The organism is Thiemannella venezuelensis (assembly GCF_014203605.1).
In the GTDB taxonomy this organism is placed as follows: Bacteria; Actinomycetota; Actinomycetes; order Streptosporangiales; family Streptosporangiaceae; genus Planomonospora_A; species Planomonospora_A venezuelensis.
In genome coordinates this window covers 51295-64409 of record NZ_JACHJJ010000029.1, presented here as the reverse complement: position 1 = coordinate 64409, position 13115 = coordinate 51295, and the positions used below count along the sequence as shown (strand labels likewise).

The following is a 13115-nucleotide window of genomic DNA, read 5'->3' as shown; positions in this document are numbered from 1 at the left end:
AGCCATACTCGGAGAGGGAGCGCCCGCATGGAGTGGCAGCCGGTCAGGAAGACGCGCACGTTCGAGGAGGTGCTCGCCCAGATCGAGCGGCGCATCGCCGAGGACGGGCTCACCGCCGGCGACCGGCTCCCCGGCGAGCGGCAGCTGGCCGGGCAGCTCCACGTGAGCCGCGCCTCCGTGCGCGAGGCGCTGCGCGTGCTGGAGACGCTGGGCGTGGTCTCCTCCCAGGCGGGGCGGGGGCCCGACGCGGGGGCCGTGCTGATCTCAAGGCCGGAGAGCGCCCTGGCCGACCTGCTCAGACTCCACCTGGGCACGGCGAGCCTGTCCCTGGACGAGGTGATCGACACCCGGCTGATGATCGAGCAGTGGGCCGTGCTGCACGCCCACCCCGGGCACGCGCCGGCGGCGCTCGATGCCATGGCGGCGGCCCTGGAGCGGATGGAGGCGGCGGCCACGCCGCAGGAGTTCGTCGACCACGACGTCGCGTTCCACCTCGGCGTCGCGATGCTCTCCGGCAACCGCCTGCTGGCCGCCACCATGCGGGCGCTCCGGCAGACCATCCACGCCTTCTCGGTCGCCGCGGTCGAGCGGGCCGGGCAGACCGGCCTGCTCATGGCCGACCACCGGCGCATCCACGAGCTCGTCGCCGCCGGTGACGGCCCGGCGGCCGCCCGCGCCGTCACCGAGCACCTCGCCCGCGCCTACCCCCCGGCGCCGGACGGGCCCCCGGAGGCCTGAGGGCTCAGCTCGCGGCCCGGCCGTCGGGGCGCTCCGTCCACCGCGCGATGGTGGAGGCGAGCTCGTCGCAGTCGAAGGGCTTGGCGATGAAGTCGTCCATGCCCGCGGCCAGGCAGCGCTGCCGGTCCTCGGCGAAGGCGCCGGCGGTCAGCGCGATGACGGGGGTGCGCCGCTCCTTCCCCTCCCTGCGGCGCAGCACGGTGGTGGCGGTGTAGCCGTCCATGACGGGCATCTGGCAGTCCATCAGGATCGCCTGGTACTGCGTCCTCTCCGCCATCGCGATGGCCTCCTGGCCGTTGGTCGCGAGGTCGGCGTGGTAGCCGAGCAGGGTGAGGACCTCCATGGCCGCCATCTGGTTGAGCTCGTTGTCCTCCACCAGGAGGAGCCGGGAGCGGCGGACGGGCGCCGCGGCGGTCCCGCCGTCGTCCGCGGGCGGCCCCGCCGCGGACGCCTGCGCCAGCCGGATCGTGCAGGTGAAGGTGCTGCCCCGGCCCGGGCGGCTGGACACCCTCAGGTCTCCGCCCATCGCCCGGGCGAGCCGGCGGGAGATCGCCAGGCCCAGGCCGGTGCCGCCGTACTCCCGGGTGGTCGAGGCGTCGGCCTGGACGAACGGGTCGAACAGGCTTTCCTGCTTGTCGCCGGGGATGCCGATGCCGGTGTCCGTGACCTCTATCACGACCTCCGCCGTCCCCTCCGGGTCCACGCCGGTGAGCCCGGCGCGGACGGTGACGCCGCCGTGCGGGGTGAACTTGACGGCGTTGTCCACCAGGTTGAGCAGGATCTGCCGGATCCGGGTGGCGTCGCCGCGCAGCAGGGCGGGCAGCTCCGGCCCGCACGAGCCGGTCAGAGTGAGGCCCTTGGCCCCGGCCGTCCCGGAGAGCAGCCCGATGACGTCGCGGACGAGCGCGCCGGGGGCGAAGTCGGCCTCCTCCAGCACCAGCTGGTCGGCTTCGATCTTGGACAGGTCCAGGATGTCGTTGATGATCGCCAGCAGCGTCTGCCCCGCGGTGAGGATGCCCTGGAGCTGGCGGCGCTGGTCGGCGCCGAGCGGGCCGGCCAGCAGGACCGCGGCCAGGCCGATGACCGCGTTCATCGGGGTGCGGATCTCGTGGCTCATCGTGGCCAGGAACTGCGACTTGAGCCGCGAGGCCTCCAGTGCCCGGTCACGTGCCGTGGCCAGGTCCCGCTCGAACTGCTTGCGCTCGGTGATGTCCCGCGCGAAGGCGTTGAAGCGGCTGCGGCCGACGGACTCGACGGACCAGATCGTGACCTCGACGGGCAGCTCCCTGCCGTCCCGGTGCCTGGCGAGGACCTCCATGCGGTCCTCCGCGGCGGTCATCGCACTCCGGAAGCGCTCGTGGTAGACCTCCGCCGGGACGATGAGCCCGGTCAGCGGGCGGCCGATCGCCTCCTGCGCGGACCAGCCGAAGGTGGTCTCCGCGCTGCGGTTCCAGTCGGTGACCACGCCGTCGCCGTCGAACCCGAAGAAGGGGTCGCGGGCGGTGGCGATGATCGAACGGGTCCGTTCCTGCTGGGCGTGGAGCGCCGAGGTCGCCTGCTCGCGTTCGGTGATGATCGCCGCCACGAGCATGCTGGTGGCGATCAGCACCATGGTGTAGTTCTGGGTGGTCAGCAGGGTGCCCTGGAACGAGGGCTGGACGAAGGGGCCGACCCCGCGCGCCGCCGCGTAGATCACCACCGCGGAGGTGAACAGGCTGGCCAGGGACGCGCCGACCAGCCGGAACCTGATCGCGGCCCACAGCAGCACCGGGACGACGAGGGTCAGCCGCCCGGCCCCCAGGACGGGCCAGGTGACCACCGGGAGCGCGAGGGCGAGCAGCACGGCCTCGGCCACCCGGCCCCTGCCGGGGCGCGGCCGCCGGTGCCGGTGAGCCCACGCCGCCAGCAGCACCGGGGTCAGGGTCAGCACGCCGATCGCGTCGCCGAACCACCACAGCACCCACGAGGACACCAGGTCGGCCGCCGGCACGACGCCGCCGGCCCACAGGGCCGCCACCCCGACCCCGGCGCCGGCCGCCGTGGCCCCCAGACCGGCCGGTACGGCCAGCGCCAGCACGTCCCGGACCCGGCCGGCGCTCCGCCGGAAGCCCGTCCGGCGCAGCAGCCATCCGGCGCCGGCCGCCTCCAGCGCGTTCCCCGAGGCGATCAGAGCGGCCACCCAGAGCGGGAGCCCGGTCGAGGCGTTGAACACGAACGCTCCGAGCAGGACCGCGGGCACCGCGCGGTGGCCGCACAGCACGACGGCCGCCACCGCCAGCCCGCTCGGCAGCCACACGGGCGAGATGACGGTGTGCACGGCGGCCAGCGCGAACGCCGCCTTCGCAGCCACGGCGTAGAGCGCCGCCAGCGCGGCGACCCTGCCGAGATGTGCCGCGCCGCGGCGAAGCATAGAGCGGCTCCTCGCGCCGGATCCGGGGGTCCCGGCTCCCGCCATCGGTCTTCACGGTCGGTCGATCGGCCGCCGCGGATCCGCGTCCCGGCCCTGATCGCAGGCCAAGCCTACTCCGGAGCCGGGACGGCGGCCATCGCCTCGGCGCGATGCCCGCCGGAGCACGACCCGCCGGAGCACGACCCGCCGGAGCACGGCCCGCCGGCATGCAGCCCACCGGCGCACCGCCGGACGCCGCAGGCCGGTCGGTGCGCCGCCGGGCGGTGTGCGGTCAGTCCGCGCCCTTCCACTGCGCGATCAGCTTGTCGTAGTCGAGCGTCTCCGGTTTCCCCCGCTCGTCGGCGAGCTTCGGCACCGGGGCGCCCGGCTGGTCCAGCCAGTGCCGGGCGCCCTGCTCCGGGTTCAGCTTCGGCGCGCAGTCGCCGCCGTAGCCGCGGCGCTCCAGCCGGGAGAGGATGTCGTCCTGCTGCTTGGCGAGGTTGTCCATCGACTGCTGGGGGGTCGTCTCACCGGTCACGGCGGTGGCGACGTTCTGCCACCACAGCTGGGCCAGCCTCGGGTAGTCGGGCACGTTGGTCCCGGTCGGCGTCCACTGCTCGCGGGCGGGCGAGCGGTAGAACTCGATCAGCCCGCCGTACTTCGCCGCGTTCTCCGTGAAGTAGTCGCTGCGGACGTCGGAGTCCCGGATGAAGGTCAGCCCGGTGATGGACTTCTTCAGCGAGACGGTCTTGGAGGTGACGAACTGGGCGTACAGCCACGCCGCGGCCCGGCGCTCCGCGGGCGTGTTCTTCAGCAGCGTCCAGGAGCCGGCGTCCTGGTAGCCCAGCTTGTTGCCGTCCTTCCAGTACGCGCCGTGCGGGCTCGGCGCCATCCGCCACTTCGGAGTGCCGTCGGCGTTGACGACCGGCAGCCCCTCCTTGGTCATGTCCGCGGTGAAGGCGGTGTACCAGAAGATCTGCTGGGCGATGTGGCCCTGCGCCGGGACCGGGCCGGCCTCGCTGAAGTTCATCCCGGCCGCCTCCTTGGGCGCGAACCGCTTCAGCCAGTCCACGTACTTGGTCAGGGCGTACACCGCGGCCGGGCCGTTGGTGTCGCCGCCGCGGCTCACCGACGAGCCGACCGGGCGGCAGTCCTCCACCCTGATGCCCCAGTCGTCCACCGGAAGCCCGTTGGGGATGCCGGGGTCGCCGTTGCCGGCCATGGACAGCCACGAGTCGGTGAAGCGCCAGCCCAGGGAGGGGTCCTTGCGGCCGTAGTCCATGTGGCCGTAGACCTTCCTGCCGTCGACGGTGCCGTCGCCGTTCACCTTGTTGGTGAAGAAGTCGGCGATGTCCTCGTAGGCGGCCCAGTTGACCGGCACGCCCAGGTCGTAGCCGTAGGCGTCCCTGAACTGCTGCTTGATCTCCGGATCGGTGAACCAGTCGTAGCGGAACCAGTAGAGGTTCGCGAACTGCTGGTCGGGGAGCTGGTAGATCTTCTTGTCCGGCCCGGTGGTGAAGCTGATGCCGATGAAGTCGCCGATGTCGAGCGTGGGCGACGTGACCGCCTTGCCCTCACCCGCCATGTAGTCCGAGAGCGGGAGCACGTAGTCGCCGCGGGAGTGGGTTCCGATGAGGTCGGAGTCGTTGACGTAGGCGTCGTAGATGTTCTGGTCGCCCTGGATCTGGGTCTGCAGCTTCTCGATGACGTCGCCCTCCTGGATCAGGTCGTGCCTGAGCCTGATCCCGGTGATCTCGCTGAACGCCTTGGCGAGCTGCTGCGACTCGTACTCGTGCGTGGTGATCGTCTCGGAGACCACGTTGATCTCCATGCCGCGGTACGGCGCCGCGGCCTTCATGAACCAGTCCATCTCCGCGAGTTGCCGGTCGCGGGAGAGGGTGCTGGGGGTGAACTCCTGGCTGACCCATCTCTGCGCCGCCGCCTTGGCGTTCGCCTCGTTGAACCCGCCCGTGCGCTCTCCTCCGGGGTCCTGCGAGCAGCCTGCCGCCAGCAGGCCGAGGACGGACAGGACGACGGCCGTCCGCCCCTTGAGTGTTAACGACATCGTCTGGCTCCTCCCAGGCCGGCGTCTGCTTTCTGCGGTCATCCCCATATGCCGATCACCAGCGCCACCAGCAGCGCGCACGCCAGCGCCAGCCACATGGACAGGTCGGTGACGGCGATCCACCCGGTGAGCACGGCCGCCGCGCTGATCAGGCCGATGTACAGCCGGTCGCCCCGGTCGGTCTCGATCCGCAGGAAACCGCGCCGCGCCACCGGCGGCGAGAGCCGGGCCCACACCGCCATCCCGGCGAGCAGCAGGGCCAGTCCGGCGAACACCGCGGCCGTGGGCGGGGTCCACACCATCCACTCCAGCATGGTCAGACCCTCCCGAGGGCGAAGCCCTTGGCGATGTAGTTGCGGACGAACCAGATGACGACCGCTCCCGGGATGATCGTCAGCACGCCGGCCGCGGCGAGCAGCCCCCAGTCGACCCCGGCCGCGCTCACGGTCCGCGTCATGGTGGCGGCGATCGGCTTGGCGTTGACCGAGGTGATCGTCCTGGCGATGAGCAGTTCGACCCAGCTGAACATGAAGCAGAAGAAGGCGGTGACGCCGATCGCCGAGCGGATCATCGGCAGGAAGATGCGGATGAAGAAGCGCGGCAGGGAGTATCCGTCGATCGCCGCGGTCTCGTCGATCTCGCGCGGGATGCCCGACATGAAGCCCTCGAGGATCCAGACGGCGAGCGGGACGTTGAACAGCATGTGCGCGACGGCGACCCCGAGGTGCGTGTCGAACAGCCCGACGCTCTGGTAGATCTGGAAGAACGGCAGCAGGAACACCGCGGGCGGGGCCATGCGGTTGGTCAGCAGCCAGAAGAACAGGTGCTTGTCCCCGGCGAACCTGAACCGGGAGAAGGCGTAGGCCGCCGGGAGCGCCACGACCAGTGACATGACGGCGTTCATGGACGTGTAGACGATCGAGTTCAGGTAGCTCGAATACCACACGGAGTCCGTGAAGAACGTCTGGTAGTTGTCGAACGTCACCCGCTGCGGGATGAGCGAGAAGCCGCCGAGGATGTCCTCGTTCGGCCGGATGGACATGCCGAACATCCACAGCAGGGGCAGCATGAGGGTGGCGGCATACAGCCAGAAGACCGTGCGGGCCCACGGGAGCTGCCGCCGTGCCGTCGCCGCCACGGCGGGCGGCCTCCTCCCCGTCGCCGCGGCGGGCGGTCCCGCTGCCCGAGCCATCCGGCTCACCTCCCCGTCCTGGTCAGCACGGTGAAGAAGACGTACGAGACGATCTGCACGATGAGGAAGTACAGCAGGGAGAAGGCGCCCGCCGGCCCCAGGTCGAACTGCCCGACCGCGATCTTCGACAGCAGGATGCTCAGGAACGACGTGGCGTTCCCCGGCCCGCCGCCGGTCACCACGAACGGCTCTGTGTAGATCATGAAGCTGTCCATGAAGCGCAGCAGGATCGCGATCGTCAGCACGCCGCGCAGCCGGGGCAGCTGGATGTGGCGGAAGGTCGCCCAGCCCGAGGCTCCGTCGATCTGCGCGGCCTGGAAGTAGGGGTCCGGGATCGACCGCAGGCCCGCGTAGGCCAGCAGCGCCACCAGCGGGGTCCAGTGCCAGACGTCCATGAGCAGGACCGTGATCCAGGCGTCGGTGGAGTCCAGCGTGTAGTTGAAGTCGACGCCCGGGATGGTGTTGACCGCCCAGCCGCCCAGCCCGATGTCGCCGCGCGCGAAGATCTGCCAGATGGTGCCCACCACGTTCCACGGGATGAGCAGCGGCAGCGCGACCACGACCAGGGCCGCCGAGGCCCACGGCCCGCGGCGCGGCATCGAGACCGCGAGCGCCACCCCGAGCGGGATCTCCAGCAGCAGCACCTGGGCCGAGAACAGCAGGGTCCGCAGGAAGGCGGCGCGGACCTCGGGGTCGCGGGCGACGTCCCGGAACCAGTCCAGCCCCACGAAGATCCGGTCGGTGGGGCTGAAGATGTCCTGCACGGAGAAGTTGACGACCGTCATCAGCGGGATCACCGCGGTGAACGCGACCGACACCACGACCGGGAGCACCAGGAACCAGGCCCGGTTGTCCTTCGTCCTGGTGTCCGCCCGGGACGCGTCGTGCTCGCCGGGCGCCTCGCGGGCCGCGCCGGCGAGGGTGTCGCCGGTGAGGACCTCCCCCGTCACCTGGCCTCCGGCGACGGCCGCGTCCGCCGGGGAGATCCCGTCCGCGCCCCTGCCGGTCACGTTCCCCCCCTCCCTTCGAGGGGCATGAGCGATCCGCACCGGACCTCGTCCCGGAACAGGAACGCGCGGCCGGGGTCGAACCGCAGGAACGCGGCGGTGCCGGGCTCGTACCGGGAACCGGGACCGGTCTTGGAGACCAGGGCGTGGCCGTCCACCCGGGCGTGCACGAGGTGGTGGGAGCCCATGCGGTCCAACCCGGTGATCCGCGCCGCCAGGCCCGGGCCCGCCGGGTCTCCGGCGTCCGGGGCGTCCTGCCCGGCGGTGATCCGGACGAACTCCGGCCGGACTCCGATCCGCACCGGGCCCGGCGGGAGTTCACCGCCGTCGCCCGCGGCGCGCCCGACCGCCGTCCCGCCGACCCGGACCACCCCTCCGGCGATCTCGGCGGGCAGCACGTTCATGCCGGGTGAGCCGATGAAGTGGCCGACGAACTCGTGCGCGGGCGCCAGGAACAGCTCGGCCGGCTCGCCGGCCTGCACGATCTCCCCGTCCTTGAGGACGACCACCTCGTCGGCGAAGGTCAGCGCCTCGGTCTGGTCGTGGGTGACGTAGATGAGCGTGTGGCCGGTGTCGCGGTGGATCTCCTTCAGCTTGCTGCGCAACGTCCACTTCATCGCCGGATCGATGACGGTGAGGGGCTCGTCGAGCAGGACCGCCGCGACCTCGGGGCGGACCAGCCCGCGGCCCAGGCTGACGATCTGCTGCCGTCCCGGGTCCAGCCGCCGCGACCTGCGGCCGAGATGGTCGTCCAGCCCGAGCATCCGGGAGACCTCGCGCACCCGCCGGTCGACCTCCGCCCGGGGGTACCGGCGGTTGCGCAGCGGGAAGGCGAGGTTGTCGTAGACCGACATCTCCTCGTAGAGGACCGGGAACTGGAAGACCTGGGCGATGTTGCGGCCCGCGGTCGGCACCGCGGTGACCTCCCGGTCGTCCAGCCAGATCCGCCCCGTCGTCGGGGAGAGCAGGCCGGAGACGATGTTCAGGAGCGTGGACTTGCCGCACCCGCTCGGCCCGAGCAGCGCATACGCCCTGGCGCTCCGCCAGGTCCAGGTCATCGGCTTGAGCGCCCACGTCCGGCCCCCGTCGTAGCTGTGGGACACCTCCTCCAGGCGGATGTCAGCCATGCGGACCGACCTCCGCCGCCGACGTGGCGAGCAGGTTCCCGCCGGCCTCGTCGAAGACGAAGACGTGCGCGGGGTCCACGTGGGCCACCGCCGGCTCCCCCGGGGTGAACAGCCGGGTCCCGGGCAGCTGGGCGACGAGGTGCCGCCGGTCGGGCAGGAGCAGGTGGAGGAAGGTCGTGCTCCCCGTCACCTCCGCGAGCCGGATCTCCGCGGGGAACTCCAGCCCGCCGGGGCCGGTCCGCTCGATGCTCACCTGGTGGGGGCGGACCCCGAGGACGACGCGGCGGCCGGAGCCCTGCACCCCGGGGGCCGGGAAGGAGACCCCGAGGCATTCGATCCGGCCGTCGCGCACGACGCCCGGCAGGAGGTTCAGCGGCGGATCGCTGAGCGTCGCGGCGACGGCCAGCGTCGGCGGCCGGTCGTACATGTCCGCCGCGTCGCCGGCGTGCCGGACCCGGCCCTCGCCCAGGACCACCGTCGGCGCCGCGAAGGTCAGCGCCTCGGCCGGGTCCGCGGTGGAGTACAGGACCACGCCCGGGGAGCCGGCGAACATGCCCTTCAGATCGGCGCGCAGCTGTTCCCGGAGCTTGTAGTCGAGGTTGGCGAGCGGCTCGTCCAGCAGCAGCACGTCGACGGGACGGGCCAGCGCCCGGGCGATGGCGGTGCGCTGCTGCTGGCCGCCCGACAGCTCGGCGGGCCGGCGCCCGAGCAGGTCCCCGATGCCCATGAGCTCGGCGACCTCGCGCACCCGCCGGTCGACGTCCTCCTTGGGGAAGGAGCGCGCCAGGCGCAGCGGGGAGGCGATGTTCTCGTAGACCGTCAGCGACGGGTAGTTGATGAACTGCTGGTAGACGAAGGCCACCGACCTCTTCCGCACCGAGACCGGGGTGACGTCCTTCCCGTTGACGACGACGCGCCCGGCGGTGGGCGGCAGCAGCCCTGCGGCGACGCGCATCAGCGTCGTCTTCCCCGCCGCCAGCGGGCCGATGAGCGTCGTCATCCCGCTCGGGAATTCGAGGTCGATGCCGTCCAGCCAGGGCTCTCCGCGCTGCCGCACGCGAACGCCGTCGAGAATCAGCGTCACGGTGCCCGGTCCTCTCTGCCGGAGCATGATCGAAACCGTGCGGTCGGTGCAAGCGCTCCGACGTGCGATCGCGACGGTCCCGAGCCGAATGCAATTCCATATAACCTCAGCGTCACGTCCGTGCATAGGGGGCGTCTGCCGTGGCGCGAGACGCACCGCCGCACGGGAACCCCGCGCGTTTCAGTCCTCCGGGGCGCCTCTCCGGCGGGTACGGCCCGCCGGAGAGGCGCGGGCCGTACCCGCCGGGTCAGCCCTTCACCGCCCCCGCGATCATTCCCGCCCCGACCCTGCGCTGCAGGAACAGGAAGACCACCAGCACCGGCAGGGCGAACAGGGTGGCGGCGGCCATGGTGGCGCCCCAGTCGGTGCCGAACACGTCGCGGAAGGACGACAACCACACCGGGAGCGTGCGCTTGCCCTGGTCCTTGATGATCAGCACGTTGACGAACGCGAACTCGTTCCAGGCGGTGATGAACCCGAACAGCGAGGTGGCCATCAGGCCGGGTGCGAGCAGCGGGAAGACCACCCGGCGGAAGGCGGCGAGCCGGGTGCAGCCGTCGACCAGAGCGGCCTCCTCCACCTCTGCGGGGACGGCGGCGAGGAAGCCGCGCAGGGTGACGATCGTGAACGGCAGCGTGATCATGAAGTAGACGCCGGTGAGCATGGCCAGCGAGTCGAGCAGCTCGGTGTCCCTGGCGATGATGAACATCGGCACGAGCAGCGCCTCCCACGGAGCCATCTGCGCGGCGAAGACCATGACGATGAAGGGCCCCCTGCCGCGCCAGCGCATCCGGGCCACGGCGAAGGCCGACAGCAGCGAGACCGCCAGGGCCAGGAGCACGGCGGCGGCGGTGACGGCCAGGCTGTTGCGCCAGAACGTCCAGAACCCGTCGGCGCCCACCGCGGCGGCGAAGTGCTCCAGCGTCGGGTGCGCGGGCCACAGGCTCGGCGTCTCGGACTGGATCTCCGCCGCCGGCTTGAACGCGGTGGCGAACATCCAGTAGACCGGGAAGATCATAACGGCGAGTACGGCCGCCGCGGCGGTGTTGAGGGCGATCCTGCCCGCCCTCACGGCCGGCCTCCTCCCCGGCCGGGTGCGCGTTCTCATGACTCGTTTCCTTCCTGCCTGAGCATCCGGCGCAGGTTGCCGACCAGGGCGACGGCGAGGATCGCCACGGTGAGCATGGCGACGGCCGAGCCGAGGTCGTAGCGGTGCAGCACCCGGGCGACCTTGAAGGCGTAGACCGGCAGCGTGGTCGTCGCGTCGTCGGGACCGCCCTGGCTGAGCACCCAGATCTGCGGGAAGCACTTGAAGACCCAGATCACCTCGAGCGAGGTGACGAGCGCGAACATCGGGCGCAGGATCGGGAAGGTCACCCTGGCGAAGATCTGCCTCCCGGTGCCGCCGTCGATCCTGGCCGACTCGTACAGTTCGGCGGGGATCGTGGTCAGGCCCGCGTACAGGGTGAGCGCGGCGAACGGCACCGACTGCCAGACCACCAGTGTCACCAGCACGCCGAACATCGCCCCGCCGTCGGCGAACCAGGAGTAGCCCTGGAAGGAGCCGAATCCGAGGCGGGTCAGCACCCAGTTGACGACCCCCAGCTCCGACTGGAACAGCCATTGGAAGATCGTGGTGGCCGCGATGACCGGGGTGGCCCAGACGAGGGCGAGCGCGCTCATCAGCGCGACGCGCATGCGCCGGCCGAGCCGGGCCAGCATGAGCGCGACGCCGGTCGAGATCCCCACGATGAGCACCACGTTGACCGCGGTCCAGGCGAAGGTGCGCAGCGTGACCGCCCAGAACTCCTCGGCGGCCAGCAGTTCCCGGTAGTTGTCCAGGCCGACGAGCTCCGCGCCGCCCCGGATGAGCTCGCCCATCCGGAAGTGCTGGAAGGAGATCGTCGCGGCGCGCAGCAGCGGGTAGAGCAGCAGGAAGACGCCGCCGGCCACGGCGGGGGCGATGAGCAGGTAGGGCCACGGGTTCCTGCGCCTGCGGGGTCTTCCTGTCGGGGCCCGCGGCGTCTGCCGCCGTCGCGGCGGGGCCGGGGTCCGGGTGGCGGCGGGCACGCTCGCTCCCTCCGGTTCTGGCGGGCCCCGGCTCCGGCGACGTCCGGGAGCCGGGGGCCCGCGGGGGTCTCAGGATCCGCTGTTGAGGGTGGTGGTGATGGTCTCGGACGCCTTGCGCGCCTCGGCCGCCGGGTCCTTGCCGGTGAGCACGGCGGTCATGTACTGCTTGATCACGGAAGTGGCCTCGACCGCGGCCCAGTTGGGGGTGTTGGGGGTGGCCCTGCCCGCCGCCGCTCCCCTGGCCATGGCGGCGGTGCCCTCGTCGGCGTCGAGCACGTGCGCCAGCGACGCCCTGTTGGGCACGAAGTTCATCGTCTTGGCCAGGTCGGTCTGGAACTTCTCCCCCGCCAGGGCCTTGACCACCTCGTAGGCGGCGTCCTGGTTCTTCGACGCCTCGGGGATGATCAGGTCGGAGCCGCCGGTGAACACCGCGCCGGGCTTGTCGGCCGTCTTGCCGGGGATCGGGAAGAAGCCCATCTTGCCCTTCATCCCCGGTTCGACCTCCAGCACCCGGGCCGCGCCGCCGGGCACGTTGATCATCTGGGCGACCTTGCCCTGGGCGAAGACCTCGTGCTGCGGCGGGTTGGCCTCGTCGGCGTCCTTCGGCCCCTTGCCGAGGGCCTGGAGCCGCTTGTAGAAGTCCATGCCGGCCAGCGCCTGCGGGCTGTCGAGGGCGCCCTTCCACCGGTCGCCGTCCTTGACCGCCAGGTCGCCGCCCTCGTCCCAGATGAACCCGGCCAGCGCGTACCAGGTCTGCCCGGTGAGGTAGATGCCCTGGTTCCCGCCCTCGTTCAGCTTGGCGGTGATCTCCAGCCACTCGTCGCGGGTCCTGGGCGGGGCCTCGATCCCGGCCTCGGCGAACAGCTCCTTGTTGTAGACGACGACGCGGTTGGCGGCGTACCAGGGCACGCCGTACTGCCTGCCGTCGATGTTGCCCGGCTGGGCCAGCCCCGGGATCCAGTCGGAGCCGGCGAGATCGGAGACCTTGTCGGTGAGGTCCTTGACGCCGCCGCTGGCGGCGTACTGGGCGACCTGGGTGTTGCCGACCTCGATCACGTCGGGGGCGTCGGTGCTGGCCAGGGCGGCGGTGACGCGCTCGCCGATGCCGTCCCAGGCCTGGATCTGGATGTCGAGGTCGACGCCCCGGTGGGCGGCCTCGTACTCGGTCTCGAAGCGCTTGGCGAGCTCGTCGGTGACGCTCCCGTCCATGATCCAGACGGTGAGCCTGGCGGGCCCGGTGCTCGCGGGGGCGGCGGACCCGCCGCCGGAGCCGGAACCGCAGGCCGCGGCGGTGGCGGCCAGGGCCAGCGCGGCCGCAGCGGCCAGGAGGCGGTGCTTCATGGTGTCTTCTCTCTCGGGGGGTACGGCCCCCGGACCGGTCCGGGCGGGTGCCGGGGTCCGGTCCGGGGGCCGGTACGGCTCCGCGCGGGAGCCGTACCGGCT

General features: G+C 71.8%; 11 protein-coding genes. 1 reads left to right on the top strand and 10 read right to left on the bottom strand.

All coding sequences use genetic code 11. From position 1 onward, the window contains the following. Positions 1–27: 27 nt before the first annotated feature. Positions 28–738, top strand: a complete 711-nt coding sequence (locus FHS22_RS31590) for a FadR/GntR family transcriptional regulator (protein WP_184947833.1) — start codon at positions 28–30, stop codon at positions 736–738. A 4-nt stretch (positions 739–742) separates the two neighbouring features. On the opposite strand, the gene FHS22_RS31585 is transcribed toward FHS22_RS31590, so the two are convergent. The 10 genes from FHS22_RS31585 to FHS22_RS31540 all read right to left on the bottom strand — a co-directional run bounded on the left by FHS22_RS31585 (position 743) and on the right by FHS22_RS31540 (position 13013). Continuing rightward, positions 743–3148 (bottom strand): hybrid sensor histidine kinase/response regulator, encoded by a 2406-nt coding sequence (locus tag FHS22_RS31585; RefSeq protein WP_184947832.1) that lies wholly within the window; start codon positions 3146–3148, stop codon positions 743–745. 271 nt (positions 3149–3419) lie between these two features. Beyond that, a complete protein-coding gene (locus FHS22_RS31580) occupies positions 3420–5192 on the bottom strand; it encodes an ABC transporter substrate-binding protein (RefSeq protein ID WP_184947831.1) in 1773 nt (590 codons plus the stop codon). Positions 5193–5230: 38 nt separating this feature from the next. After that, positions 5231–5506: a DUF2160 domain-containing protein gene (locus FHS22_RS31575; protein WP_221474364.1), complete on the bottom strand. Its 276-nt coding sequence runs from the start codon at positions 5504–5506 to the stop codon at positions 5231–5233. A gap of 2 nt (positions 5507–5508) precedes the next feature. Continuing rightward, positions 5509–6330, bottom strand: coding sequence for a carbohydrate ABC transporter permease (locus FHS22_RS31570; protein ID WP_221474363.1), 822 nt, complete (start codon positions 6328–6330; stop codon positions 5509–5511). A 59-nt stretch (positions 6331–6389) separates the two neighbouring features. Continuing rightward, a complete protein-coding gene (locus tag FHS22_RS31565; RefSeq protein WP_221474362.1) occupies positions 6390–7394 on the bottom strand; it encodes a carbohydrate ABC transporter permease in 1005 nt (334 codons plus the stop codon). Beyond that, positions 7391–8518 carry an ABC transporter ATP-binding protein gene (locus tag FHS22_RS31560; protein WP_184947829.1) on the bottom strand — a complete coding sequence of 376 codons (1128 nt, stop codon included), beginning with the start codon at positions 8516–8518 and terminating at the stop codon, positions 7391–7393. The genes FHS22_RS31565 and FHS22_RS31560 overlap by 4 nt, the downstream gene beginning before the upstream one ends. Continuing rightward, positions 8511–9602, bottom strand: coding sequence for an ABC transporter ATP-binding protein (locus FHS22_RS31555; RefSeq protein WP_184947828.1), 1092 nt, complete (start codon positions 9600–9602; stop codon positions 8511–8513). The genes FHS22_RS31560 and FHS22_RS31555 overlap by 8 nt, the downstream gene beginning before the upstream one ends. Positions 9603–9849: 247 nt before the next feature. Then, positions 9850–10674: a carbohydrate ABC transporter permease gene (locus FHS22_RS31550; protein WP_338048043.1), complete on the bottom strand. Its 825-nt coding sequence runs from the start codon at positions 10672–10674 to the stop codon at positions 9850–9852. Between the two features lie 32 nt (positions 10675–10706). Then, positions 10707–11672 carry a carbohydrate ABC transporter permease gene (locus tag FHS22_RS39425; RefSeq protein WP_184947826.1) on the bottom strand — a complete coding sequence of 322 codons (966 nt, stop codon included), beginning with the start codon at positions 11670–11672 and terminating at the stop codon, positions 10707–10709. 69 nt (positions 11673–11741) lie between these two features. Beyond that, positions 11742–13013 (bottom strand): extracellular solute-binding protein, encoded by a 1272-nt coding sequence (locus FHS22_RS31540; RefSeq protein WP_184947825.1) that lies wholly within the window; start codon positions 13011–13013, stop codon positions 11742–11744. Positions 13014–13115: the final 102 nt, after the last annotated feature.